Origin of the sequence: Streptomyces sp. BK022 (assembly GCF_004217355.1) — a bacterium.
GTDB classification, from domain to species: domain Bacteria; phylum Actinomycetota; class Actinomycetes; order Streptomycetales; family Streptomycetaceae; genus Streptomyces; species Streptomyces griseoluteus.
In genome coordinates, this window is sequence record NZ_SHKU01000004.1 from 376475 (window position 1) to 400648 (window position 24174).

Annotated in this window: 24 protein-coding genes; 11 read left to right on the top strand and 13 right to left on the bottom strand. The window is 73.6% G+C overall.

The annotated features are described in order from the left end of the window. Positions 1–4 precede the first annotated feature (4 nt). Together EV284_RS18455 and EV284_RS18460 are read right to left on the bottom strand one after the other, a co-directional pair. Positions 5–760, bottom strand: coding sequence for an ABC transporter ATP-binding protein (locus tag EV284_RS18455; RefSeq protein WP_130335485.1), 756 nt, complete (start codon positions 758–760; stop codon positions 5–7). Next, positions 733–1602 (bottom strand): ABC transporter permease, encoded by an 870-nt coding sequence (locus EV284_RS18460; protein ID WP_130335487.1) that lies wholly within the window; start codon positions 1600–1602, stop codon positions 733–735. The genes EV284_RS18455 and EV284_RS18460 overlap by 28 nt, the downstream gene beginning before the upstream one ends. A 350-nt stretch (positions 1603–1952) precedes the next feature. Between EV284_RS18460 and EV284_RS18465 the strand changes: the two genes are divergently transcribed. The 4 genes from EV284_RS18465 to EV284_RS18480 all read left to right on the top strand — a co-directional run bounded on the left by EV284_RS18465 (position 1953) and on the right by EV284_RS18480 (position 4248). Beyond that, complete coding sequence (locus EV284_RS18465) at positions 1953–2378, top strand: YjbQ family protein (protein WP_130335489.1); 426 nt, start codon at positions 1953–1955, stop codon at positions 2376–2378. 209 nt (positions 2379–2587) lie between these two features. Next, the gene (locus EV284_RS18470; RefSeq protein WP_130335490.1) at positions 2588–3010 is read left to right on the top strand and encodes a Tat pathway signal sequence domain protein; all 423 of its coding nucleotides are present in this window, start codon (positions 2588–2590) and stop codon (positions 3008–3010) included. After that, complete coding sequence (locus EV284_RS18475; RefSeq protein ID WP_130335492.1) at positions 3007–3627, top strand: class F sortase; 621 nt, start codon at positions 3007–3009, stop codon at positions 3625–3627. Before EV284_RS18470 ends, EV284_RS18475 begins: the two co-directional genes overlap by 4 nt. Before the next feature lie 129 nt (positions 3628–3756). After that, positions 3757–4248, top strand: a complete 492-nt coding sequence (locus EV284_RS18480; protein ID WP_130335494.1) for an RNA polymerase sigma factor — start codon at positions 3757–3759, stop codon at positions 4246–4248. A gap of 565 nt (positions 4249–4813) precedes the next feature. Here EV284_RS18480 and EV284_RS18490 read toward each other — a convergent pair. Continuing rightward, a complete protein-coding gene (locus EV284_RS18490) occupies positions 4814–5506 on the bottom strand; it encodes an SDR family oxidoreductase (RefSeq protein ID WP_130335496.1) in 693 nt (230 codons plus the stop codon). 116 nt (positions 5507–5622) lie between these two features. On the opposite strand from EV284_RS18490, the gene EV284_RS18495 reads away from it, so the two are divergent. Both EV284_RS18495 and EV284_RS18500 read left to right on the top strand, forming a co-directional pair. Further along, entirely contained in the window at positions 5623–6180 is a 558-nt protein-coding gene (locus EV284_RS18495; protein ID WP_130335498.1) for a TetR family transcriptional regulator, read from the top strand. 232 nt (positions 6181–6412) lie between these two features. Beyond that, complete coding sequence (locus tag EV284_RS18500; RefSeq protein ID WP_130336420.1) at positions 6413–8635, top strand: serine/threonine-protein kinase; 2223 nt, start codon at positions 6413–6415, stop codon at positions 8633–8635. A gap of 11 nt (positions 8636–8646) precedes the next feature. Here the strand turns inward: EV284_RS18500 and EV284_RS18505 are convergent, their stop codons facing one another. From EV284_RS18505 to EV284_RS18520, 4 genes are all read right to left on the bottom strand, one after another. Continuing rightward, positions 8647–9852 (bottom strand): metallophosphoesterase, encoded by a 1206-nt coding sequence (locus tag EV284_RS18505; protein WP_130335500.1) that lies wholly within the window; start codon positions 9850–9852, stop codon positions 8647–8649. A 104-nt stretch (positions 9853–9956) separates the two neighbouring features. Next, positions 9957–10766: a M15 family metallopeptidase gene (locus EV284_RS18510; RefSeq protein WP_130335502.1), complete on the bottom strand. Its 810-nt coding sequence runs from the start codon at positions 10764–10766 to the stop codon at positions 9957–9959. Between the two features lie 52 nt (positions 10767–10818). After that, on the bottom strand, positions 10819–11559 hold the full coding sequence (locus tag EV284_RS18515; protein ID WP_130335504.1) for a class I SAM-dependent methyltransferase: 741 nt from the start codon (positions 11557–11559) through the stop codon (positions 10819–10821). Between the two features lie 94 nt (positions 11560–11653). Then, entirely contained in the window at positions 11654–12046 is a 393-nt protein-coding gene (locus EV284_RS18520) for a DUF5997 family protein (RefSeq protein WP_130335506.1), read from the bottom strand. Positions 12047–12104: 58 nt separating this feature from the next. On the opposite strand from EV284_RS18520, the gene EV284_RS18525 reads away from it, so the two are divergent. Next, the gene (locus EV284_RS18525; RefSeq protein ID WP_165425575.1) at positions 12105–12851 is read left to right on the top strand and encodes a LysR family substrate-binding domain-containing protein; all 747 of its coding nucleotides are present in this window, start codon (positions 12105–12107) and stop codon (positions 12849–12851) included. Between the two features lie 4 nt (positions 12852–12855). Here EV284_RS18525 and EV284_RS18530 read toward each other — a convergent pair whose 3' ends face one another. Then, a complete protein-coding gene (locus EV284_RS18530) occupies positions 12856–14346 on the bottom strand; it encodes an MFS transporter (protein WP_130335508.1) in 1491 nt (496 codons plus the stop codon). Between the two features lie 61 nt (positions 14347–14407). Further along, on the bottom strand, positions 14408–14887 hold the full coding sequence (locus tag EV284_RS18535) for an Lrp/AsnC family transcriptional regulator (RefSeq protein WP_030803612.1): 480 nt from the start codon (positions 14885–14887) through the stop codon (positions 14408–14410). 261 nt (positions 14888–15148) lie between these two features. Between EV284_RS18535 and EV284_RS18540 the strand changes: the two genes are divergently transcribed. Next, entirely contained in the window at positions 15149–16642 is a 1494-nt protein-coding gene (locus EV284_RS18540; protein WP_130335510.1) for an FUSC family protein, read from the top strand. Between the two features lie 187 nt (positions 16643–16829). On the opposite strand, the gene EV284_RS18545 is transcribed toward EV284_RS18540, so the two are convergent. Together EV284_RS18545 and EV284_RS18550 are read right to left on the bottom strand one after the other, a co-directional pair. Next, a complete protein-coding gene (locus EV284_RS18545) occupies positions 16830–17750 on the bottom strand; it encodes a hypothetical protein (RefSeq protein WP_130335512.1) in 921 nt (306 codons plus the stop codon). 152 nt (positions 17751–17902) lie between these two features. Next, positions 17903–18910: a BadF/BadG/BcrA/BcrD ATPase family protein gene (locus EV284_RS18550; RefSeq protein ID WP_242625720.1), complete on the bottom strand. Its 1008-nt coding sequence runs from the start codon at positions 18908–18910 to the stop codon at positions 17903–17905. Positions 18911–19035: 125 nt separating this feature from the next. Here EV284_RS18550 and EV284_RS18555 point away from each other — a divergent pair, with 125 nt between their 5' ends. Further along, positions 19036–19713, top strand: a complete 678-nt coding sequence (locus tag EV284_RS18555) for a uracil-DNA glycosylase (RefSeq protein ID WP_130335514.1) — start codon at positions 19036–19038, stop codon at positions 19711–19713. A 91-nt stretch (positions 19714–19804) separates the two neighbouring features. Here EV284_RS18555 and EV284_RS18560 read toward each other — a convergent pair whose 3' ends face one another. Beyond that, complete coding sequence (locus EV284_RS18560) at positions 19805–20890, bottom strand: sialidase family protein (RefSeq protein WP_165425577.1); 1086 nt, start codon at positions 20888–20890, stop codon at positions 19805–19807. 174 nt (positions 20891–21064) lie between these two features. Here EV284_RS18560 and EV284_RS18565 point away from each other — a divergent pair, with 174 nt between their 5' ends. After that, positions 21065–21646, top strand: a complete 582-nt coding sequence (locus EV284_RS18565) for a hypothetical protein (RefSeq protein WP_130335516.1) — start codon at positions 21065–21067, stop codon at positions 21644–21646. 52 nt (positions 21647–21698) lie between these two features. On the opposite strand, the gene EV284_RS18570 is transcribed toward EV284_RS18565, so the two are convergent. After that, positions 21699–23351 (bottom strand): DNA alkylation response protein, encoded by a 1653-nt coding sequence (locus EV284_RS18570; protein WP_130335518.1) that lies wholly within the window; start codon positions 23349–23351, stop codon positions 21699–21701. 73 nt (positions 23352–23424) lie between these two features. Here EV284_RS18570 and EV284_RS18575 point away from each other — a divergent pair, with 73 nt between their 5' ends. Beyond that, positions 23425–24150, top strand: coding sequence for a PaaX family transcriptional regulator C-terminal domain-containing protein (locus tag EV284_RS18575; protein ID WP_130336429.1), 726 nt, complete (start codon positions 23425–23427; stop codon positions 24148–24150). Positions 24151–24174 lie beyond the last annotated feature (24 nt).

Below are 24174 nucleotides of genomic sequence, written 5' to 3' on the forward strand. Positions count from 1 at the left end.
AGGATCAGGCAGCTCGGGCTGCCGGTGTGACGCCGAGGCGGGCCAGCAGATCGGCGCGGATCGCGGCGAAGCGGGGGTCGGTGAGTTCGCGGGGCCGGTCCAGTGCGATGCGCTGCTCGTGCGCGATGCGGCCACCGTCCATCACCAGGACGCGGTCGGCGAGCAGTACGGCCTCCTCCACGTCGTGTGTGACGAGCAGGACCGCGCAGCCCCGGCGCTGCCACAACTCGCCCACCAGCCGCTGGGCGTTGATGCGGGTCAGCGCGTCCAGCGCACCGAACGGCTCGTCCAGCAGCAGGAGATCGGGCTCGCGGACCAGGGCACGCGCGAGGGAGACGCGCTGGGCCTCGCCGCCGGAGAGGGTCTTGGGCCAGGCGGTCACCCGGTGACCGAGCCCGACCTCCTCCAACGCCTGCTCGGCCAGGGCACGTTCGGGCTTGCCCGGCAGGCCCAGCAGGACGTTGCGCCACACCCGCTTCCACGGCATGAGGCGCGGTGCCTGGAAGGCGACCGCACGGCGGCTGGGGACCAGTACCGTGCCGTCGATCTCCCGGTCGAGCCCGGCGAGCACCCGGAGCAGCGTGGACTTGCCGCAACCGCTGCGGCCGAGCAGGGCGACGAACTCGCCGGGTGCGAGGTCCAGGTGGAGGTCGTCGATGACGGCGCGACCGTCGAAGGCGCGGGTCAGCCCCTCGACATGGACGGCCTGGGCGACCGGGGTGGTCGCGGGGCTCAGCGGCCCGTGAACGTCGGTCGCCATCGCAGCAACAGCCTTTCGAGGGAGCGGACGATGAAGTCGGCGAGGAGGCCGAGGAAGGCGTAGACGATCAGGCAGACCACGATCACGTCGGTCCGCAGGAAGTCGCGGGCCTGGACCATCAGGAAGCCGATGCCGGAGTCGGCGTTCACCTGCTCGGCGAAGACCAGCGCGAGCCAGGCGACGCCGAGGGAGTAGCGCAGACCGGTGAGCGCGCCGGGCAGGGCACCCGGCAGCACCACATGACGGACGAGGCCCCAGCGGGAGAGCCCCAACGACTCGCCTGCCTCGATGAGCTGGGAGTCGACACCGCGAATGCCCGCGTAGACGTTCAGGTAGAGCGGGAAGGTCACGCCCAGCGTGATGATGGCGATCTTGGGGGTCTCGCCGATGCCGAACCAGATGATGAACAGCGGGATCAGTCCCACGAACGGCACGGTGCGCAGCATCTGCACCGGCGCGTCGACCACGTCCTCGCCGATGCGGAACAGCCCTGATATCAGGGCGAGTCCGGTTCCGACGGCGGTACCGAGCACCAGTCCGGCGGCGACGCGGCGCAGGGAGATGCCCATCGCGGAGGGCAGCGAACCATCGGCTATGAGGTCACCGGCGACCTGGGCCATCCGTCCGGGTGAGGCGAGTACATCGGGTGCCAACACGCCGGTGGCGCTGAGTACTTGCCACAGGACTAGGAGGGCGAGCGGGCCGGTGGCGCGGCGCAGCCAGCGGGGGAGCCGGGCGCGCCGGGAGGAGGCGGGGACGAGGCGTTGCAGGGCGGGGGAGGCGGGCGGCCTGGCTGTGCCCGCCGCGTCGGACGGCTGCGGTGGGGCATGGCTGATGCTCATGGGTGCTCCACACGGTGGAGAGCGGAAACGAGGGTGCGCCCGTCGCCGCCACGGCGCCCTCGGCTCAGCGGAGGGTCATGTGCGGCGGGCGGGGGACGCGAGGCTGCCCGGGAGAAGGGCGGAGGTGGAACGGGAGAAAGGCGTCAGCGGCCGGGGCGACACGCGGCGGAAGCCACCCGCAGCAGGTCGATGTGACCGCGCGTGGTGAGCAGGGCTGAACGCGACATGCCGGTGAACGTAGCCAGGCGGGTGTTCGCCGGTCAATGGCTGTCTCGGCCAGTGGACTGTCCGTCTCGGGGAACAGCCGTGGCGGAAGGCGTGAAACGTGAACGGTGGGTGAGGATGGAGGTATGTCGGATGCCTTCACCACGCGCGTGCTCGATGTCGCCACCGGGTCCCGTGAGCGGGTCGTGGACCTCACTCAGGAATGCGAGCACTTCCTGGGCGAGGTCGCAGCGGGCCGCGACGGCCTGCTCAACATCTTCGTCCCCCATGCGACCTGCGGCGTCGCGGTCATCGAGACCGGCGCCGGCAGCGACGACGACCTGCTCACCGCCCTGCACACCCTGCTCCCGGCCGACGACCGCTGGCAGCACCGCCACGGCAGTCCCGGCCACGGCCGCGACCACGTACTCCCGGCGATCGTCCCGCCCCACGCCACGCTCCCCGTGATCGGCGGCAGTCTGGAGCTGGGCACGTGGCAGTCGGTGTGCCTGGTGGACACGAACAAGGACAACCCCCACCGTCAGGTGCGGCTGAGCTTCCTCGGCGGGTGATGCACCCCGGCCGCGCACTGACGGAACGCGTGCGCCTCACCCGCGAGTTGCACCGGACATGGTGCACGGGATCGCCGGCCCGGATCACTGGCTGACGCGACTTTGCCGATCCTTTACAACCCCTGCTGAGCCTGTCTCGTCTCTCCGCTCGATTCCTCACGCAGCCGTGCCGGCCACCCGCCGGACCGGCCGACGAAAGAGAGCGATACATGCGCCGAACAGTCCTCAGTGCCACGGCAGCCGCGTGCGTCGCCGTGCTGGCGAGCACGGTGCCCGCGTTCGCCGACGGGGCGACCTCGTCCGCTACGCCCCGCCCCACCGACTCCGCCACCCCCCGCCCCACCGCCTCCGCACCGTCGGCTCGGCCGAGCGCACCGGCCGGTGCGGAGCCGAGTGCGGTCCCCACCCGGACGCCGGGCCGGGCGGCCACCCCCGTGCCGTCCGTCGCGCCGGGTGAACGACGCGGCCAGGTCGGCGTCGTGCCGAGTGGCGCGCCCGACACCGGAGTTGTCACCGGCCCCGCGAGCTCCGGCTCCGACAGCACGCTGATCGGCGGCGGTTCCGCCGGTGCGCTCGCGGTGGGCGGCGCGGTGGTCTTCCTCGTGCGACGCCGTCGGGCGACCGGGGCATGACCCATCTCTCCAGGCGTGGGTTCGTCACCGCGGCGGCGGCCACGCTGCTCGTGAGCTGCGCCGGGCACGGCGGTGACGGGACGGCTGACGCTCGCCCCGCCGGCCCGCGCGTGACGCCCCGGTCCTTTGCCGGGCCGTCGAACGCGTCGGCCGCGCCGAGCGGTTCGGTCCCGGTGCGCCTGCGCATCCCCGGCATCGGTGTCGACACCCCGGTCATGCGGCTCGGCCTGGCACGGGACGGCAGCGTCCAGGTGCCCCCGATCACCGCGCACGACCAGGCGGGCTGGTACCAGAGTTCCCCCGCGCCCGGGCAGACGGGCCCGTCGGTGATCCTCGGTCATGTCACGGTCGGCGCCTACGGGGACGGTGTCTTCCGTCGGCTCGACCGGCTGCGCCGGGGCGACGAGATCGCCGTGCGCCTGGAGAACGGCACCTCGGCCGAGTTCACCGTCACCTCCCTACGGACCGTCGCCAAGAGCGCGTTTCCCACGGAGGCGGTGTACGGCGATGTCGGCCGGCCGGAGCTGCGGCTCATCACCTGCGGCGGCCCCCGTACCGGCGACGGCTACCGCGACAACGTGATCGTCTTCGCCGCGTCGCACACCACGCGCCGCTGACCGGTGGCCGCCTTGATCCCGGGCCGACGGAACGTACGCCGTGGAGCGTGCGGCCTCGGTCCGGGGTCTTCCCCACGGGCAGCCTCGCGCAGCTGGGCGCCGGAAGTACCCCCACCCCCATGGAGAGTGTTGAAACGGTCCCGTGAGAAGGCGGCAGCAGAGCTGTTCGCCGTTCTCTATCCGCGCCTGGCCGGCTGGTGCCGCCGTCTGGTTGACGACGACGAGACCGCCCACGAGATCGCCTCGGAGGCGTTCACCCGCCTCTGGGCCCGCTGGACGTCAGTGTCGGAGCCCCGGGGCTTCCTCTATGTCACGGCCGCCAACATCGTCCGCGACCACTGGCGCCGTCTGGAGCGCGAACGCAGGGCCATGCGCCGCGCCACGGTGGAGGCGTCCGTCCTCCCGCCCGCCGAGCAGAACGATCCGTCGGTCCGCCTGCTCGTCCAGGCGCTCCCCGAACGACTGCGCATACCGACCCTCCTGCACTACTACGCTGACCTGCCGATCCGGGAGGTGGCCGCGCTGACCGGGCGCAAGGAAGGAACCGTCAAGGCCGACCTGCACGCGGCCCGCGAACTGCTCCGCGCCCACTTGAGGAGAAGCCTTGATCACATACAGTGACGACGGTCCGGACTTCGAACCGGACGACCCCCTCGCCGTCATCATGCGGCCCCCCTCCGGACACCTCCCACCTCCACCGGGCCGGTACGAGGAGATCCGCCGTGGCGCGGCCCGCCGCCGTGTCCTGCGCACCGCTGTCGTGGCGGGTGCGACCTGCGCGGCCGCCGCTCTCCTCGCCGTACCCTTCCTGCGCGGCGCACTCCAGGAGCCCGTATCCCGGACGGTCCCCCTCGCTCCGCCCCCCGCGAGCACTCCCACGGCCCCGCCGACCCCTACCGGGCCGGCTCCGGTCCTTCCACGCCCCGACGCCCGCTCCCCGACCGGTACGCCGAGCAGGCCGGCCGGTACGCCGACCGGGCCGGCCCGTCCGCCGGCAGTCACCGCCTCGCCCTCGGCCGTACCCTCGGCCACCCCGACGGAGCGCCGGCCGTCGACCCTCACCCCACGTTCGCGCACGGGGCGGCCGTCGGCGGACCCGACGCGCTCCTCGGTCGCGACGCCCGCCGCGAGGTGACCTGCTGCCACTCGCGGAGGCGTCCACCAGGTCGTCGAGTCCGCGCAGGGCTCACTCCGCGTCCGGCCGAGGTGCCGCGGACAGGCTCTGCTTGACGTACCGGCTGGTGTCGTCCGCGAGGATCTCGGGCAGGCCGGTCTCGATGCCGTGCAGGGCCTGGGCCGCGACGTCGGCGGCGGCGACCTTCTGATCGGCGGGCACGGCGGAGGCCATGTCCGTGTCCATGTAGCCGACGTGCAGCGCCGAGACCGCGATGCCCCGCGGCGCCAACTCCTCGCGGACGGCATCGGTCAGCGCCCAGGAGGCGGCCTTGGAGGCGGCGTACGAGCCGAGCCCTGCCGGGTGGAGCCAGGACAGGACGGACAGGACGTTGAGCACGGCGCCGCCGCCGTTGCCCTCGATGACGGGGACGAAGGCCCGGGTCGCGGCGAGCAGGCCGAAGTAGTTGGTCTCCATCTCCCGGCGGACCTCGGCCGTCTCGCCGTCGATCAGCGAGGCTCCGGTGGAGATGCCCGCGTTGTTGATCAGCAGGGTCGCGTCGGACGCCACGCGCGCGGCCTCCTGGATCGACGCCTCGTCCGTGACGTCCAGCCGCAGCGGGACGGCACCCGGCACGTCGACCGTCTCGGGGCGCCGGGCCGCGGCGTACACCTTCGCGCCGCGCTCGACGAGCTGGGCGGCCAGGTGCCGCCCCAGGCCCCGGTTGGCGCCGGTGACGACCGCGACCGCGTTGTTCAGTTCCATGCTCGCTCCTGGATACGGAGGACACCGGCGGCACCCTCTCCGGAAATTAGATTATGGATGAAATCTAAACACGCGCCTATGATAGATGCCAGTCGACATCCAAGCGGGAGGTGTTCATGGGTCGGGTATCGCAGGCGCAGGCGGAGGAGAATCGCAGGCGGGTGGTGGAGACCGCTTCCCGGCTGTTCCGGGAGCGGGGCACGCAGGTCAGCGTCGCCGACGTGATGGCGGCGGCCGGTCTGACGCACGGCGCCTTCTACAAGCAGTTCGCCTCCAAGGAGGCACTCGTCGACGAGGTGACCGCCTACGCCTTCGCCGAGCTCGCTCGGCGCCACGGTGCCGGGCTGGAGGACGGCGACGGGCGGCGAGCCGCCCAGCAGTCGCTGATCGACAACTACCTCTCCGTCGAGCACCGCGACGACCCTGCGGACGGCTGCCCGGTCGCTGCGCTCGCCACCGACATCGCCCGCGACGGCGGTGGGCGCGAAGCGCGTCGTGTCTACACGGAGGGGGTGGCGGAGTTCGCCGATTTCCTGGCCGGTCCCGACCAGGACGGCATCCTCCGGCTGTGCACGCTGTTCGGCGCGTTGGTCCTCTCCCGGGCCACCAAGGGCTTCCCTCTCTCCGAGGAGATCCTCGCCGCCGCGCACGCGGCCCTGACCGAACCGGGCTGACCGGGACCCGAGGCGCGGGCCATCCGCGCGGACCGATCGGCCGGCGGGCTGTGTGTCGTGCCTGCCGCCGCGAACGGCCGGGCCCGTTCCGGCGGTGGCTCACCGAAGGCATCCGGCTCCCTGTCGGTCACCCGTGTCGCATGGCCCGACCACCGTGCGGTTAGCTTGTGGGGGTCAGGTGGGCCGGTCCGTGGTGGCAGAGGTGTGCGTGGAGAGCGGGAAGTCGGAAGCGGTGTCGCTGCGCGAGAGTGATCCGGCCGAGATCGGCGGTTATCCCCTGCGGGCGCGGCTCGGCTCGGGAGGGATGGGCACGGTCTTCCTGGCCCATACCGCTTCGGGTCGGCCTGTCGCCGTCAAGTTGATCCACCGGCACTTCGCGGAGGACGACGAGTTCCGCATCCGTTTCCGACAGGAGGTGGCGGCGGCGCGGAGGGTGAGCGGCGCCTTCACCGCCGCCGTGGTCGACGCCGATCCCGGGGCGGAGCAGCCGTGGATGGCGACGGCCTACATCGAAGGGCGCACCCTCGCTCAGCAGTGTGCCGCAGAGGGCCCGTTGAGCGGGGCGAAGCTGCGGAATCTCGCCATCGGGCTGGCGGAGGCGCTGCGCGACATCCACCGCGCCGGTGTCGTCCACCGCGACCTGAAGCCCTCGAACGTCGTCCTCTCGCCCGAAGGTCCGCGCGTCATCGACTTCGGCATCTCGCGTGCCGCGGACCAGGAGACCCTCACGATGACGGGGCGGATCATCGGTACGCCGCCCTTCATGTCGCCGGAGCAGTTGCGGTCGCCGCGCGAGGTGGGACCGCGGTCGGACGTCTTCTCGCTGGGCACCCTGCTGGTGTACGCGGCGACGGGCCGCGGGCCCTTCGAAGCCGACAGCCCCTACCTGATGGCGTATCAGGTGGTGCACGAGGAGCCGTCGCTCGGCGCCGTGCCGGAAGCGCTGCGCGCGGTCGTCGAGCCGTGCCTGCGCAAGGAGCCGGGGGAGCGCCCCTCCTCGGACGAACTCCTCGTGCTGCTGCGGAACCTGCCGGTCGACCTCGGCGGCGCCGAGGCGGACGGAGCCGGCGCGGTCCGGCCCGGTGACATGGTCACCCAGCATCTCTCCCCGACGCCTGCCCCTGCCGCCCCGACCCCCGGACCGGCCGGTCCCGGCACGGGGGACGGCCTCGGTGGCCGCCGCCCGCGTCACCGGTGGCGCACCGTCCTCGCGGTCGCCGTCGCGGTGGCGGCCATCGGCGGGGCCGTGGCCGTGCTGGACGCGGTCCGGTCCGGGAGCGCCGACGGCCAGGGCGGGAGCGTCGCGGCGTCGGTTGCGGCCCTCCCGGACGGCTTCAGGCCCTGGCGCAAGGCCGTGCCGGGCGGTCGCGAGGACATCCCGGACGAACTGCGCTGCGTCGCGCGCGGGGACGCGGTGTACTGCGGGGGCGGCGGCGTCGTCGCGGCCCGTCTGCGGGCCCAGGACGGCTCGCGGGTGTGGACCGTGAAGAGTCCGGGCGTCCCCGCCCAGGGCGTGCACCTGGTGGGCGCGACCGACGACACGGTGCTCGGCTACCGCATCGCCGCCCAGGACGACCCGAGGTCGCCGCTCACCGAGGTGGTGGCGGTCGACGCCGGGACGGGCCGCGAGCTGTGGTCCGCGCCGTCCGGCGCGCAGTCGCAGGCCGTCACGGGCCGGACCCGGGACGCCGTCGTGGTCGGCTCCGACGTGGTGACGGTCGACGGCTCCAACTCCCGCCTGGAGGACCGGGACGCGCACAGCGGCGTGGTCCGGTGGACGGCGCCCTTCCCCGCGGGCGCGCAGTGCGCTCCCGTCCCCGTCGGTCGGCACCTCTTCGCGATGTGCGCGACCGACGAGGAGGTGGACGCCGTGGCGGTGCTCCACCCCACCCTGTACGAGGTCGACCGGGCGACGGGGAGACTGGGCGCGCCCCTCGCGATCGACGGCCCCGCCGTGCCGATGGGCGTCGCGGGCGGGACACTCGTCCTTCTCCGGGAGCACCTGGAGGGAGTCGCGTCGGACGGGTACGACGGGGTGGTGCGGGTCGACCCGGCAGCGCGGAAGGTCACCCACTCCCGGCTGACCAGGACGTACGCGGGGACACCGGGCATGGTGGACGGCACCGTCTATGTGAGCGGGCAGACCGGTCGGGTCACGGCGATCGACCCCGCGACCGGCCGGAGCAGGTGGTCACGCCAGACCGCCGTGGAGGGCGCGTCCGGACCTGCGGCGGGAGGCGGAGCACTGTACTTCAGCTCGGCCACCGGCCGGGTCGTCGCCCTGTCACCGCACGACGGCACCCCCCTGTGGACGACCGGGCCGCAGGCCGACGGGCTGACCGGCGAGCAGGGGGCGAGCCCGCGCGTGACCGTCGCGGGACGTGCGGTGATCGTGGCCGCGGCGGACAACACGCTCTTCGCCTTCGACACGCGGAAGCCGCCGAAGACGGGCTGATCCGCACCGCCCTACGACGCCCGGCGGAGGACGAGCAGCGTGATCTCGCTCGGGGCGAAGACGCGGAACGGCGGGCCCCAGAAGCCCGTGCCGCGGCTCGTGTAGAGGCGGGTGCGGACACCGTGGTGGGTGAGGCCGGCCAGGGCCGGCTGGTCGAGGCGGACCAGGTGGTGGAAGGGCCAGATCTGGCCGCCGTGGGTGTGGCCGGAGAGCTGGAGGTCGACGCCGTGGGCGGCCGCGCGGTCGATGAACTTGGGCTGGTGGGCGAGGAGCAGGACGGGGAGGTCGGGGTCGGCGCCTTCCAGGGCTTCGGCGAGGTCCGCGCGGTGGCCCGCAAGGCCCGAGGACTCCGCGGTGACGTCGTCCACGCCCGCCACCACGAGGGTGTCGCCTCCGCGTTCCAGCAGCACATGGCGGTTGCGCAGGGGCTCCCAGCCCAGTTCGTCCATCAGCTCGACCCAGCCCTGGGCCTCGCTGTAGTACTCGTGGTTGCCGGTGACGTAGACGCGGGCCCGCGTCGCCTCGACGGTGCCCAGCGGAGCCGCCTGCGCGCGGCGGCGTTCTGCCGTGCCGTCCGCGATGTCGCCGGTGTGGCAGACCAGGTCGGCCCCCAGGGTGTTCACCCGCTCGCAGACCCGTTCCGACCAGCGGGCCCGGTCGAGCGGACCGTAGTGGGTGTCGGTGATCAGGACCACTCGGGTGCCGTCCAACCCGGCTCCCAGGCGCGGGAGTTCCACGTCCACTCGGCGCACCCGCGGCACCCGCCGGGCCTCGGCGTACCCCCAGGCGAGCAGCACCGCGGTCACCCCGAGGACGGCCCAGGTGACGATGCGCGCCCGGTCCTGTCCCTCGCCCACCCCGGCCACGGCCAGGGCGAGCCGCAGCAGGACGCCGAGCAGAACGGACCAGGTGAAGAGCACCCACGCGCCGCCCAGCAGGGTGTCCCCGACGATCGCCGCCCAGTCCTGCTGGCGCCGGCCATGGCCGCGCGCCATCGCCAGGGGCATGCCGGTCAGGCCGAGGACGAACAGCGCGGTACCGGTGAGGGTCACGGGGAGCGGCCAGTGCTGGCCGGTGTACAGGAGCACTCCGCACGGCACGGCCCACAGCAGGACGGGGGCGACCAGGGGGAGGTAGCGCATCAGGCGTTGCAGTCGGCCGCGCGGCGCCTCTCGCGCGTCACCGGCGGTGGATGGGGTGCTGCTGGTCTCGGTCACGCTTCCCCTTCGCTGGAGTCTCCCCGTGGAGCCCATTGTCCGCCGCCGCGAAACGGGCCGCCCTTTGGGGCTCGGCCGGTCCGTTCCGGGCGATCGCGAGTGAATCAGCGCTTGCCCGACAGCGACGTCCAGGCCACCGGGAAGTCGAAGTACGTGTCCGGGTACGGCTCCGGCTTGTACGTGTAGTGCCACCACTCCTCGGCGAGGTTCACGAAGCCGAGCTTCTCCAGGGTGTTCTTCAACAGCATCCGGTTCGCCCGCTGCCGGCCCTGGATACGCGGGTCCAGGGTGTGGGCGAGTGGGTCGAAGCAGTCGAAGCCGGTACCCATGTCCAGGGAGTTGTCGGGGAAGCGCTGCTGCTTGGGCGCGTAGCAGGGGACGAGGGGCTGGCCGGGGGTGTAGGGGCGGGTCGGCCGCGCCGGGAGCCGGACGATCGTCAGGTCCATGGTCGAGCCCCGGCTGTGGCCCGACTTCTCCGCGATGTAGCCGTCGGCGAAGAGCCGGGTCTTGTCGACCTTCGGATAGAACTCGGCCTTCATGGCCTCGTCGTCCAGGTCCTCGGCCCAGCGCACGAAGTGGTCGACGGCACGCTGCGGCCGGTAACAGTCGTACACCTTCAAGCTGTAACCGTGGCGCAGGAGTTGGCGCTGCGCCTGGTGCAGTGCCTCGGCGGCGGGGCGGGTGAGCACGCAGATCGGCCGGCGGTAACCGTCTATGCGCTCGCCGACGAAGTTGTGCGGGGTGAAGTAGCGCATCTCCTGGATGATCGTCCGGTCCACCGTGCTCAGCGCCACGAAGTCCTTCGGAGCCTTCGGCTCCGGCGTGGCGCGGGCCGTGGCGGAGGCGGCGGTGACGGTCAGCAGGGCGGCTACGGCGGTGACGACACCGCGTGCGGCGCGGGAGAGTCGTGTCATGCCTCCTGCGTCTATCAGGTGTCGACCATGGTGGGGAAGTACCGGTGACCGGTCAGAGCGGCTTCCGCCAGACCGAGATGTGCTTGGCCGAGGTGTCCGTGAACGGGGTCCCGGTCCAGTCCGCCACCCGCCGCTCCAGGTCCAGCCCGGCGATACGGGCCATCAGGTCCAGCTCCGCCGGCCAGGCGTAGCGGTGGCGGGAGGCGGAACGGCGGTACCGGCCGTCCTCGCTGTCCTGGGTGAGGTGGTGCGAGACGAGGACCTGTTCCACCAGGTCGAAGGTGTCGAAACCGACATGGCGCGCCGACACATCGAACGGCACCGCCACCTGTGTGGGCGGCAGCAGCCGCAGCGGAGGCACCCCCAGCTCGATGACGAAGCGGCCACCGGGCGCCAGATGCCGGGCGGCGTTGCGGAAGCACGCCACCTGCTCGTCCTGCGTGAGCAGGTTGGAGATCGTGTTGTAGACGAGGTAGACCAGGCTGAACTCGCCCGGTACCACCGTCGTGGCCATGTCCCCGAGCGCGACCGGCAGCGTCTCCTCGTCCGCCTTCCGGCGGAGCACCGCCGCCATGTGGGCGGAGAGCTCGATCCCCGACACCGGCACCCCGCGCTCCCGCAACGGCACCGCCACCCGCCCGGTGCCGACGGCGAACTCCAGCGCGGGCCCCTCACCGGCGAGCCCGGCGAGGAAGTCGAGGGTCGGACCGAGCACCCCCGCCGAGGACATCTCCGTCTCCTCGGCGTCGTAGCGCTCGGCACTGGCACGGTCCCACAGCTCGCTGCTCGTCACGGGCGGCCACTCTGCCGGGGGCGGCGGGGGATTGTCGACGCAATTAAGAACGCGGCCGCACCCGGGGCGCGGCCGCGTCGTCAGCGCGGGAGCGTCAGCTCTCCTTGGCTTCCTTCTCCTCGTGCAGCTTCTTGACGCGCGCGGTCTCCTTGCGGACCTCGGCCTGGGTGGCGCGCTCCTTCTCCAGCCACTCGGGGCTCTCCTCGCGGAGGTCCTCGATCTGCGCGGTGGTCAGGGGCTCGGTGACACCGCCGCGAGCGAGGCCCGCGATGGAGATGCCGAGGCGGGCCGCGACCACCGGGCGGGGGTGGGGGCCGTTCTGACGCAGCTCGCGCAGCCACTCGGGCGGGTTCGTCTGGAGCTCGTTCAGCTCGGCGCGCGAGACCACACCCTCCTGGAAGGCGGCGGGGGTGGCGGGGAGGTACACACCCAGCTTCTTCGCCGCCGTGGCGGGCTTCATCGTCTGGGGGCTCTGCTGCGAACTCATGAGGTCAAGGGTATCGGCCGTGTGCGTGGCAGCCGACCACGGCCGGTAGCCTGGCCTCGTGACAGGCTCGGAAGAATCACCGTCGTTCCGGCTCGCGTACGTCCCCGGAGTGACGCCCGCCAAATGGGTGCGGATCTGGAACGAACGCCTGCCCGGCACCCCCCTCGTCCTCACCCAGGTCCCCGCCGCCGAGGCGGACGCCCTGCTGCGCGCGGGAGAGGCGGACGCGGGCTTCGTACGGCTGCCCGTCGACCGCGACTTCTTCAGCGCGATCCCCCTGTACACCGAGGACACGGTGGTCGTCGTCCCCAAGGACCACGTGATCACCGCGGCCGAGGAGGTCACGCTCGCCGACCTCGCCGACGAGGTGCTCTTCCACCCGCTGGACGACGTCTTCGACTGGGACGCCCCGCCCGGTGAGCCCGGCTTCGAGCGGCCCGCCACCACCCCGGACGCCCTGGAACTGGTCGCCGCCGACGTCGGCCTGCTGATCGTCCCGCAGTCCCTCGCGCGCCTCTACCACCGCAAGGACCTCACCTACCGCACGGTCGTCGACGCCCCGCAGTCCCGGATCGGCCTCGCCTGGCCCGAGGAGGCCACCACCGACCTGGTGGAGGACTTCATCGGCATCGTCCGGGGCCGCACCGTCAACAGCACCCGGGGCCGCGGCACGCCCCCGGAGCCCAAGCAGGAGAAGAAGAAGCCCGCCCGGGGGGCCTCCCAGCAGAAGAGCGGCAAGCCCACCGGGCGGCCCGCGCGCGGGCGCTCCGGTGGGCGTCCGGGGAAGCCGCGCCGCAAGTCCTGAGGGCTCACGCCCTCGACGGCGTGCGCCCGGCGGGCTCCGGCGCCGGGCCGTCGCCCATCGGCGGCTCCGGGTGCGTCTGCCGTTCCCGCAGGTCGGCGATGGCCAGCACCAGCGCGACCAGGATGATCCCGACCGCCGTGAGCAGCCCCAGCTGCAGCGCGCGCGTGGAGGTGCCGTGGTTGGCCAGGTGGGCGAAGTACACCGCGCCCACGGCCGCGATCCCGGCCGCCGAGCCGATGCGCTGGGCCGTCACCAGGATGCCGCCCGCCGCCCCGGCCCGCCGGACGGGGACGCGGGTGAGGGTCAGTGTGGTGTTGGGGGAGATCGTCACCCCGGAGCCCACCCCCGCGAGCAGCAGCGGCAGCGCAGCCGCCCAGGCCGCGCCGGGCCCCGGGACGAGTTGTACGGCGCCGACCACGGCGAGCAGGCCCACCGCCACCCCGGCCAGCCCGACGACCACCAGCTTGCGGCCGTGCCGCACCACCAGCCGGCCGCCCAGCGCCGCCCCGGCCGCCGAACCGATGGCGAACGGCAGCGAGGCCAGGCCCGCCGCGAGCGCGCCGTAGCCGAGGCCGTTCTGCAAGTAGAGGGTGTAGACGAAGAACACCGTGGTGAAGCCGCCGAAGTACACCAGGTTCAGCAGCACGCCCAGGGTGAAGGAGCGCAGGGAGAACAGCTCCAGGTCGATCAGCGGATCGTTTCCGCGCCGGCCCTGCCGCCGCTCCCACCGCCAGAACGCGGCCAGCAGCAGCGCCGCCACCGGCATCAGCGCCCACTTCGTCCGGCCCGTCCACTGCTGCTCCTGCACCAGCGGCAGCATCAGCGCCAGCACACCCGCGCCGAGCAGCAGGACACCCGTGAGGTCCGCGCCCTCCCGCCGCTTCTCCGCCACCGGGGTGCGCGGCAGCAGCCGCAGCGCCGCGCAGAACGCGGCCACGCCGATGGGCAGGTTCACATAGAACACCCAGCGCCAGCCGTCGTCGACGCCGAAGGCCTGGATCAGCAGGCCGCCCGCCGGCGGTCCCACCGCCGTGGAGATCCCGACCACGCTGCCCAGCATGCCGAACGCGCGGGCCCGGTCGGCGCCCTGGAACATCTGCTGGATCAGGCCCGTCGTCTGCGGCGCGACGATGCCCGAGGCCGCGCCCTGCAGCAGTCGGAAGACCACCAGCCAGCCCGAACTCGGCGCCAGCCCGCACGCCACCGAGGTGACCGTGAACAGCGCGAGCCCGAACAGGAACGCCGCCCGGCGCCCGCGCACGTCGCCGAGCCGGCCCGCCGGGACGAGGGCGAGGCCGAAGGTGAGCGCGTAGCCCGACACCACCCAGGACACGTCGGCCGCGTCGGCGCCGAGGCCGCGTTCCACCGAGGGCAGCGCGACGTTCACGATCGAGCTGTCGAGCAGCGTCATGAAGCCCGCCACGAGACAGACCGCGAGCGCCTGCCAGCGCCGTCGGTCACCGGCGTCGGCAGGGCGGGCCTGGACTGTAGTCATGGGGTCACGCTATGCAGTGACCGTCACCGCCGCACCACGGGAAACGGGCCCGCGCGGGCGGTCAGGGCTTCGCCGCCGACCGGCCCACCGACTCCACCAGGGGGAGCAGCCGGTACGGCACCCGCTCCCGCAGGGCCACCTCCGTACGGGTGCGCACCACGCCGGGCACGCTGATCAGCTTCTGGATCACGTCCTCCAGATGGGCGTTGTCCCGGCCCACCACCCGCGCCAGCAGGTCCCCGCCGCCGGTGGTGGAGAACGCCTCGACGATCTCCGGAACGGCCGCCAGCGCCTCCCCGACATCGTCCATGTGGCCCTGTGTGACCTCGATGTGCACGAACGCCAGCACGGGGTGGCCGAGGGCGGCGGGGGAGAGGGAGGGGCCCGTGCCGGTGATCACACCGTCCCGCTCCATCCGGTCCAGCCGGGCCTGGAGGGTGCCCCGCGCGATGCCGAGGAGGCGGGCGTACTCGCGCACGCTGGTGCGCGGCTGCTCCAGCAGCAGGCGCAGGATGCGGGTGTCCAGCTCGTCCACGGCCATCGTGGTTCGGCCTCCTCGGGTTCGTCGATCAGCGTGACTGTACCAATGGCTCAGTGTCCCCCGGTTCCGGGATGCTCTGCGACCTGGGCCGTTGGCTCGCGGGGCGGCTGAAGGGGCGCATCTTTCCTAGGCCAATGGCTCAGCCAAAAGGGAGGCAGTTGAGCCAAACGGACTTGAGGTGCTGTCATAGAGGTGTCGATGGCGCTGCGGATTCCCGCGGCGCCTTTTTCGTGCGAACGGCCACTAGGGGGCGGACGAGCAGTGCTGAAGAAGGTGTTCATGGCGCCGGACCCGGGGCGGGTGCGGCTGCGCTTCGCCGCGCGGGCCGTGCTCGGCATCGGGCTGGCCGTGGTGGTGTGCGGGCTCGGGGGGCAGTCGCTGACCGGCGTGGTCGCGGGCGGGCTCGCCGCGCTGCTCGCCCTGTTCACGGTCGCCGACGCCACCGTGCGCGGGCAGGCCGTCACCACGGCGCTGCTGCCCGGGGTGGGCGTGCTGGTACTGGCGGTCGCCGCCGAGCTGCACGCGTATCCGGTCGCGCGTGACCTGGCGTTCCTCGCGGTCGTCGGCGCGGGGGTGTACGCGCGTCGGTGGGGGCCGCGGGGGCACAGCCTCGGGGTGTTCGCCTTCATGATGTTCTTCGTCGGGCAGTTCCTGCACGTCACCCCGGTGCAACTGCCCGAGCTGTACGCCGCCGTCCTGTTGTCCGTGCTCAGCGCCGCCGCGGTGCGCTTCGGCCTCTGGTGCTACGAGCGAGGGCTCCCGGTGCCCGTGGCGCCGGCCCCGCCGGGGGGTACGGGGCTGGCCCGCGTGACCACCCGGCAGGCCGCGCAGGCGGTCGCGGGCGCCGGGTTCGCGCTGGTCCTCGGACAGGTGCTGTCCGGGCAGCGCTGGTACTGGGCCGTCGGGGCGACCTGGTGGGTCTTCGTCAACACCGCCTCGCGCGGGGAGACGCTGGTACGGGGGTTCCGGCGTGTGCTCGGGACCGTGCTCGGGATCGGCCTGGGACTGCTGGTGGCGCTGCCGGTGGACGGGGCTGTCGTGCCGTCCGTGGTGCTGGTCGCGGTCGCGGTGTTCGGGATCTTCTACTCGGCCGCCGTCTCCTACACCTGGATGATGCTGTGGGTGACGTTGCTGGCCGAGGTTCTGTACGGGCTGCTCGGGGTGCTCACGCCTTCGCTGCTGGCGCTGCGGGCGGCCGAGACGGCTGTCGGGGCGGTGGGGGCGATGCTGGCCGTGCTGGTGGTCCTGCCGGTGACCACGCATGCCACCACCGACGCGTGGATCCAGCGGGCCTTGCGGTGTGTGCACGCGTGTACGGCTGAGGCGGCGGCGCGGCTCGCGGGTTCCGCCACGGCCGACCCCGCTCCGCGGGTGGCGGAGCTGGAGCACTTGCTCGGGCGGGTGCGGATGTCCGTGGCGCCCTTGGTGCATCCGCTGAATCCGCTGGTGGGGCGTAAGGGGCGGGCTCTGCGGGTGCTGGCGCTTCTGGACCAGTGCGCGCGGGAGGTCCGGGGGTTGGTGGCGGTCGCCGCCGACCCCGAGGCGTCCCATGACGCTCGGCTGGCGGCGGCCTGCTGGCGCGTGGAGGCGGCTGTGGAGGCGCTCACGGACGGGGGCTCCGAGCCGTTGCACCGGCCCGGTGAGGCTCCGGTGGAGCCGGCGCTGGTCCATATGCATGGGCTTGAGCACGCCCTGGCCGATCTGGCGGAGCCGCTTCGGGAGGCTGCGGGGGTGGGTCGGCTGGTGGGGGCTTGAGGGTGCGGGTGCGTGGGGGCTGGTCGCGCGGTTCCCCGCGCCCCTGGGGTGGGCTTGGGTGGGGCTTGCCCGGGGGGTGAGGGCGGGGTTGTGGCTGGGTGCGCGGGCCCTCGCGCCCCTCGGTGAGTAGCGCGAAGGGCCCGCTCCGGGGTTACCGGGGCGGGCCCTTCGCGGGTGTCTGGTCCTGTCAGAAGGCCGGGGCGCCCTGGGGCTGCTGGGCGATGCCCAGGGAGGCCGTGTACTTGGCGAGGGCCAGCTTGCCTATGGCCGGGTAGGCGCCGAGGGCCTCGGAGGTGGCGCAGTCGACCTCGGCGGCCGCAGCCGTGAGGAGCGCGGTGTCGATCTCCGGGCCGATCAGGTACGGCGCGAGCGCGAGCTGCTGCGAACCCGAGGCGCGGAGCTGCTCGGCGATGGAGGCGATGGAGCCCTCCTGGTCGAGCGCGGCCGCCATCACCGGCACGGCGAGGCGCGCGGCGAGCAGCATGCCCGTGATACCGGCGGCCTGCACGGCCTCCTCGCCGCCCACCGACGCCAGGATGATGCCGTCGGCCGCGGTCGCCACCGTGAAGAGGCGGGCGCGGTCGGCACGGGCGAGGCCCGCCTCCGACAGTCGCACGTGCAACCCCTCCGCGAGCAGCGGGTGCGGGCCGAGGACGTCGGTCAGCTCGGCGGCGACGCGGCTGTCCATCACGGCCTGGCGGGTCTGCCGCAGCAGGGCGTTGTCGGGACCGGCCAGCAACGGAACGACCACGGCCACCGGCCCGTCCGGCGCCTTCGCGTCGGAACCGGCGGCGACGGCCTGCTCGTGGCGGGCCGTGCGCTCCTCGGCGGCACGCGCCAGAATGGCGCTCAGGGTCGGGAATTCGTCGTCGTCCCCGTCCAGGTAACCGATCCGCGCGTCGAGGCCGGGCAGCTCGGAGCGGGCGATGCTCACGACCTCCTCGGCGAGGCTGCGCGTGGCGGCGCTGGGCGCACCGGGCACCGCGAGGACGAACGCGGGCGCGTCCTCGGGAGCCACCAGCGGCTCCGGACGGCGGTGCCGTCCGGGCTGGCGGGGTCGCGGCATTCGTACTGGCAGGCCGGACTCGGGTCCAGTGGGGGAGCTCATGGCGCCGCATGTTACTGGTTTCCCGGGCACCCCTCTTCGGGGAGGGTGCAGGTGAGCGGTATCCGTCCGGTTTTGTCGGATGAGTTGCGTACATGCGGCGGCTGATCCGGTCCCGTATCGGGTAGTTGAGGGATCGGTGAGATGGATTTCCCTTATGTCGCTCTCCTTCGTGCGCCGGACACGCACAGCAGGCGGGGGTCCTCGGGCCAGACGGCGTCTCCGGCCGCGAGTGCCGCCGCGAGCCGGGCCGAACCGCGCAGGGGGTCGCCCTGGGGTGCCGTCCGTCTGGCGTGGGGTGCCTGGTGCGCCAACTCCTCATGCAAGAAGGAGAGAAGTGGCTCCCCCATCTTCAAGAGGCCGCCCGTGCACGCGACTTCGGGCTCACCTGCGTCCGGGCACACGGCGGCGACGGACTCGGCCATGTGGCGGGCGGCCGCGCGCAGGATGCCGGTGGCCACGGGGTCGTGCGGGGCGCAGGCGGCGACGTCGGGGGCGAAGGAGGCGAGTACGGCGGCCCGGTCGGGGCGGGGGTAGATCAGGCCCGGCAGCTGCGGCGGCTGTCCGAACCGCTCCCGCGCGCGCTCCAGCAGGGGCGCGGAGCCGCCCGCGCGGCCGTCGTACGCCCGTAGCGCCGCCTCCAGGCCGGCCCGTCCGATCCAGGCGCCGCCGCCCGAGTCGCCCAGCAGGTGGCCCCAGCCGTCCGCGCGGCGCCAGGTGGTCAGGTCCGTGCCGATGGCGATCAGGCCGGTGCCGGCCGCGAGGACGGCGCCCGGACGTGCGCCGAGGGCGCCGATGTACGCGGTGACCGCGTCGGCGGCCAGTGCCACGGTCCGTGCGCCCAAGCCGCGGGTCAGCGCGTCCGGCAGCTCGGCGCGGAGGGCGTCGCCCAGGGTGGCGAAGCCGGCTGCGCCGATCACGGCCGTGGTCAGCTCGCCCACCCCGGCCTCGGCCGCGACGGCGCGCGCCAACGGCAGTAGCAGCTCCAGCAGATGCGCCGGGTCGATGCCGCGCTCCCCGGTCCGCACCGGCTGTCCGGAACTGCCCTCCACCGGGGGCGCTCCGTCGTACGTGCCTACGGCCACGCGCAGACCGGAGCCTCCGGAGTCGACCGCGAGGTAGCCGGGGGCGGCCGGGTGCACCGCCGTGCCCTCTGCGAACAATGGGATGCCCTTCTCCTCGCCGGAGCGCGTGCGACGGAGGCAGGGTAGCGGGCAAGGGGGCTGACGCGGGGGCTCATCCACAGCCGTTCGGGTGATGTCGGTGGTGGCCACTAGAGTGACTTGACGTGGCACGACGACCGTTGAACGAACTTGTAGAGGCCGGCTGGGCGAAGGCCCTGGACCCGGTGGCCGACCGCATCACGGCCATGGGGGACTTCCTGCGTGCCGAGGTGGCGGCGGGGCGGACCTATCTGCCGTCCGGGGCGAATGTCCTGCGGGCCTTCCAGCAGCCCTTCGACGAGGTGCGGGTCCTGATCGTGGGTCAGGACCCGTATCCGACGCCGGGCATGGCGATCGGGCTGAGTTTCGCGGTGGCGCCGGAGGTGCGGTCGCTGCCGGGCAGCCTGGAGAACATCTACCGGGAGCTGAACACCGACCTGGGTCTGCCCCGGCCCTCCAACGGTGACCTGACCCCGTGGACCTCGCAGGGTGTCCTCCTGCTGAACAGGGCCCTCACCACCGCGCCCCGCAAGCCCGGCGCCCATCGCGGCAAGGGCTGGGAAGAGGTCACCGAGCAGGCCATCCGCGCGCTCGCCGCCCGCGGCAAGCCCCTGGTCTCCATCCTCTGGGGCCGCGACGCCCGCAACCTCCGCCCGCTCCTCGGCGACTACCCGGCCATCGAGTCGGCCCACCCCTCACCCATGTCGGCCGACCGCGGCTTCTTCGGCTCCCGTCCCTTCAGCCGGGCCAACGAACTGCTGACGGACCAGGGCGCGGAGCCGGTGGACTGGCGCCTGCCGTAGCGCGTCCGAGGTGGGCCGGGGTACCCGCGTCGGCCCACCGGACAGGTCCTGGCCCGGGTGTGGCGTCCGCCCGCAGGGGGGGCAAGCCCCCTCAGCCCACCACCGCCGCACGTACGCACAGCACGTCCGGCAGATGGGACGCCAGCTGCTCCCAGGTGTCACCGTCGTCCGCGGACGCGAACACCTCGCCGTTCCGGTTGCCGAAGTACACGCCCGCCGGGTCCGCGTCGTCGGTGCAGAGGGCGTCGCGGAGCACGGTTCCGTAGTGGTCCTCCTGCGGGAGGCCCCGCGAGAGGGGTTCCCAGGACTTGCCTGCGTCGGGGGTGCGGAAGACGCGGCAGCGGCGGTCGGCCGGGACGCGGTCGGAGTCGGCGGTGATCGGAAAGACGTAGGCGGTGCCGCCCCGGTGCGGGTGGGCGGCGACGGCGAAACCGAAGGTCGAGGGGAGGCCCTCGCCGATGTCGCTCCAGTGCGCGCCCGAGTCGTCGCTGCGGTACACGCCCCAGTGGTTCTGGAGGTACAGGCGGTCGGGGTCGTCCGCGTCCCGGGCGACCTTGTGGACGCACTGGCCGAACTCCGGGTCGGGATCGGGGAGGAAGACGGCCGAGACCCCGGAGTTGGAGGGGGTCCAGCTCTCGCCGCCGTCCGTCGTGCGGAAGACCCCGGCCGTGGAGACCGCCACCGTCACCGCGCGCGGATCGCGGGCGTCGGTGAGGACCGTGTGCAGCCCCTCCCCGCCGCCGCCCGGCACCCACTGTGAGCGCGTCGGGTGCTCCCACAGCGGGCGTACCAGCGCGAAGGTCTCGCCGCGGTCCTCGGAGCGGTACAGCGCGGCCGGTTCCGTGCCCGCGTACACCACGTCCGGCTCGGCGGCGGCCGGGTGGAGCTGCCAGACCCGCTCCAGCGAGGCGCCGGTGTCCTTGGGGAACCTGACGGCGGGCCGGGCCGGCTCGGTCCAGGTGCGGCCCAGGTCGTCGGAGTGGAACACCGAGGGGCCCCAGTGTGAGCTGTCGCCGCTGGCCAGCAGGCGGGGTGTGCCGCCGCGGGTGTCGATGGCGACGGCGTAGACCGCCTGGGCGTTGAAGCGGGGGCCGTCGTCGAACTCCCAGGCCCCGCCCCGCCGTCGGCCGATGAACAGGCCCTTGCGGGTTCCCACGGCGAGCAGTACCTCGGTCATGACGACCACCTCCGGGACTTCGTCGTCCACTGTGCCGCACCGGTGTCGGACACGGCATCCGCTGATTCCGCCCAGTCTGCACCCCGCCACTGACAGTGACCCTGAGCAACCGGCGACGGGCGTCCGTATCGGAGGGCGGTCCGGTCTTTCGGCGCGCTCGGGAGGAGGCTGGCCTTGGAGGTGTTCCGTGGTCCGCGTCGGTGGCTCTGGCGGTGGCGGAGGAATCCACTGCGGCGCCGTGCCGACGTGGTGGAGGGGTGGGTGCTGGTGGGTGCCTGGCTGCTGACCCTGCTGGCCGGGACGGTCGCGGGGCTCATGGCCGCCCGGACCGTCGAACGCGACCTCGCCTGGGAACGGGCCGCCGCGCATCCGATGGTCGCCTACGTCGTCGCGCACGCCCCCGGCCGCTCCGGCGCCCGCGGCTCCACGGGCGAGCGCGTCTGGGCGGAGGTCCGCTGGACCGCCCCCGACGGCTCCCTTCGCACCGGCCAGGTCCGCGTCACGCCGGGCGCGGCGACGGGCGCCCCGGTCGCCGTCTGGACCGACGGCCACGGCCGCCTGGCCAACCGCCCCGCCACCCCCACCGAGGCCGCCGTGCGCGCCGCCTTCATCGGCACCCTGGCCGCCACCGCCGCGGCCGCCGTCCCCTGCGCCGCCGGCCGCCGCCTGCTGACCCGCCTGGAACGCCGGCGCCTGGCCCGCTGGGACACCGAGTGGTCCCGCCTGGGCCCGCAGTGGGGCCGTATGACGGGCTGACGGCGCGTCCGCGCGGGCGCCCCCGGACACGCCCTCCTGTTGGCGGCGCCTCTCAGACCGGCAGCCCCCGTTCGAGGATCGCCGCCAGATCCACCCCCGAAGGCAGCGTCCCGAACGAGTGCCCCCAGTCACCCCCCAGCCGCGTCGCGCAGAAGGCATCCGCCACCGCCGGAGGTGCGTGACGGACCAACAGCGACGCCTGCAGGGCCAGGGCCATCCGTTCCACCACCCGCCGCGCGGTCACCTGGTCCGCCTCCGCCAGTTCCCGCTTCAGCGACGTCACCGCCGCGTCCAGGTGCGCGTTCGCGCCGTGCGCCAGGGCCAGCTCGCCGAAGAACGACTCCGCGCTCTGCGGTGACCGGCCCAACGCCCGCAGTACGTCGAGAGCGTTGACGTTGCCCGAGCCCTCCCAGATGGAGAGGAGGGGGGCCTCGCGATAGTGGCGGGGCATGCCGGAGTCCTCGACGTAGCCGTTGCCGCCGAGGCACTCCAGGGCCTCCGCGGTGAAGGCGGGGCCCCGCTTGGTGACCCAGTACTTGCCCACGGCGGTGGCGATCCGCCGGAACGCCCGCTCGCCCTCGTCGCCGCGTACCGCCCGGTCCGCGGCGCCCGCGAGCCGGAGCGTCAGCGTCGTCGCCGCCTCCGACTCCAGCGCCAGGTCGGCGAGGACGTTCCGCATGAGGGGCTGGTCGAGCAGGCGGGCGCCGAAGGCGCTGCGGTGCCGGGTGTGGTGACCGGCCTCGACGAGGGTCTTGCGCATCAGGGTCGCCGAGGACATCACACAGTCCAGCCGGGTGCAGTTGACCATCTCGATGATCGTCTTCACCCCGCGCCCCTCCGGCCCGACGAGCCAGGCCACCGTGCGGTCGAACTCGGGCTCCGAGGACGCGTTGGAGCGGTTGCCGAGCTTGTCCTTGAGGCGCTGGATGCGGAAGGTGTTGCGGGTGCCGTCCGGCAGCACCCGCGGCACCAGGAAGCAGGAGAGCCCGCCCGGAGCCTGCGCCAGCACCAGGAACACGTCGCACATCGGAGCCGAGGTGAACCACTTGTGCCCGCGCAGCGTGTACACGCCGGGCTCGTCCGTCGGCGTTGCCGCGGTGGTGTTGGTGCGGACGTCGGAGCCGCCCTGCTTCTCGGTCATGCCCATCCCGGCGAGCAGGCCCCGCTTCTCGGTGGGCACGCGCAGCCCCGGCTCGTACTCCCGGCCGGTCAGCAGGGGTTCGTAGACCTTGGCCAGGTCCGGCTGGGCGCGCAGGGCGGGGACGGCGGCGTACGTCATCGAGGTCGGGCAGCCGTGCCCCGCCTCGGTGTGCCCCCAGACCAGCCCGCCCGCCGTACGGGCCACGTGCGCGCCCGGGCGGTCCTCCGCCCACGGGGTGCCGGCCAGTCCCTCGGCGACGGCGGTGCGCATCAGGTGGTGCCAGCTCGGGTGGAACTCGACCTCGTCGACGCGGTTGCCGTACCGGTCGTGGGTACGCAGCTCCGGCTCGTACCGGTTGGCCAGCTCGCCCCACTCCTGCGCCTCGGTTCCGCCCGCCCGCAGCCCCAGCAGGCGGACTCCGTCCTCGGCCCACCCGGCGCCCTCCCGGCGCAGCCCCTCCAGCAGGGCGGCGTCGGCGGACGCGTCGTAGGGCGCCAGCGGCGGGGGCTGGTTGGTGACGTCGTGGGTGGCGGGCGGCGGCGACTGCTCGGGCATCGGGACCATACCGCCATGTTGCACTCTCCGTACGATTGTAGCAATGACGCAACACGGATCGGCGCACGTACAGTACGTCCCCATGCGCATCAACCCGTCGGCCGAGCCGGTGACCAGGCCGTTGTCCGCGCGGTCGGTCGTGCTGAGCCTGCTGCTCGGCGCGCACCCGCCCCGGCTGCCGGTACGGGACCTGGTGCGGCTGGTCGAGCCGTTCGGCGTGGGCGGCTCCACGCTGCGGGCCGCGCTCAGCCGGATGGTCGCGGCGGGCGACCTGCGCCGCACCGACGCCGTGTACGGACTCAGCGACCGTCTGCTGGCCCGGCAGCGCCGCCAGGACGAGGCCGTGGCGCCGCGCACGCGCGCGTGGGACGGCGACTGGGAGATGGTCGTGATCACGGCGACCGGACGCGGTCCGGCCGAGCGCGCCGAGCTGCGTGCCCGGCTGACCGCGCTGCGCCTGGCCGAACTCCGCGAGGGCGTCTGGCTGCGCCCCGCCAACCTCGCCCGGCCGCTCCCCGAGGAGCTGGCCGGGGTGGCCCTGACGTACACCGCCCGCCCCGACGAGCCCGCCGCCGGACTGGTGGCCCGCCTGTGGCCCCTGGGCGCCTGGGCGGCCGAGGCCCGCGCCCTCCTCGGCCGGGCCACCGGCGCCCGCCACCCGGCCGATCGCCTCACCGCCTACGCGGCCGTCGTCCGCCATCTGCTCACCGACCCGGTGCTGCCCGCCCCCCTGCTCCCCGCCGACTGGCCGGGCGACGCGCTCCGGGCGGCCTACGCCGGGTACCAGCGGGAGCTCGCCACGTCCTAGCGGTGGCCCGGGCCGAGTGGCGCG

Bases quoted from the DNA above. Each gene is read 5' to 3' on its own strand.
- EV284_RS18455 (WP_130335485.1), bottom strand. From the start codon at position 760: ATGGCGACCGACGTTCACGGGCCGCTGAGCCCCGCGACCACCCCGGTC.
- EV284_RS18460 (WP_130335487.1), bottom strand. From the start codon at position 1,602: ATGAGCATCAGCCATGCCCCACCGCAGCCGTCCGACGCGGCGGGCACA.
- EV284_RS18465 (WP_130335489.1), top strand. From the start codon at position 1,953: ATGTCGGATGCCTTCACCACGCGCGTGCTCGATGTCGCCACCGGGTCC.
- EV284_RS18470 (WP_130335490.1), top strand. From the start codon at position 2,588: ATGCGCCGAACAGTCCTCAGTGCCACGGCAGCCGCGTGCGTCGCCGTG.
- EV284_RS18475 (WP_130335492.1), top strand. From the start codon at position 3,007: ATGACCCATCTCTCCAGGCGTGGGTTCGTCACCGCGGCGGCGGCCACG.
- EV284_RS18490 (WP_130335496.1), bottom strand. From the start codon at position 5,506: ATGGAACTGAACAACGCGGTCGCGGTCGTCACCGGCGCCAACCGGGGC.
- EV284_RS18495 (WP_130335498.1), top strand. From the start codon at position 5,623: ATGGGTCGGGTATCGCAGGCGCAGGCGGAGGAGAATCGCAGGCGGGTG.
- EV284_RS18510 (WP_130335502.1), bottom strand. From the start codon at position 10,766: ATGACACGACTCTCCCGCGCCGCACGCGGTGTCGTCACCGCCGTAGCC.
- EV284_RS18520 (WP_130335506.1), bottom strand. From the start codon at position 12,046: ATGAGTTCGCAGCAGAGCCCCCAGACGATGAAGCCCGCCACGGCGGCG.
- EV284_RS18530 (WP_130335508.1), bottom strand. From the start codon at position 14,346: ATGACTACAGTCCAGGCCCGCCCTGCCGACGCCGGTGACCGACGGCGC.
- EV284_RS18535 (WP_030803612.1), bottom strand. From the start codon at position 14,887: ATGGCCGTGGACGAGCTGGACACCCGCATCCTGCGCCTGCTGCTGGAG.
- EV284_RS18545 (WP_130335512.1), bottom strand. From the start codon at position 17,750: ATGAGCTCCCCCACTGGACCCGAGTCCGGCCTGCCAGTACGAATGCCG.
- EV284_RS18560 (WP_165425577.1), bottom strand. From the start codon at position 20,890: ATGACCGAGGTACTGCTCGCCGTGGGAACCCGCAAGGGCCTGTTCATC.
- EV284_RS18570 (WP_130335518.1), bottom strand. From the start codon at position 23,351: ATGGTCCCGATGCCCGAGCAGTCGCCGCCGCCCGCCACCCACGACGTC.
- EV284_RS18575 (WP_130336429.1), top strand. From the start codon at position 23,425: ATGCGCATCAACCCGTCGGCCGAGCCGGTGACCAGGCCGTTGTCCGCG.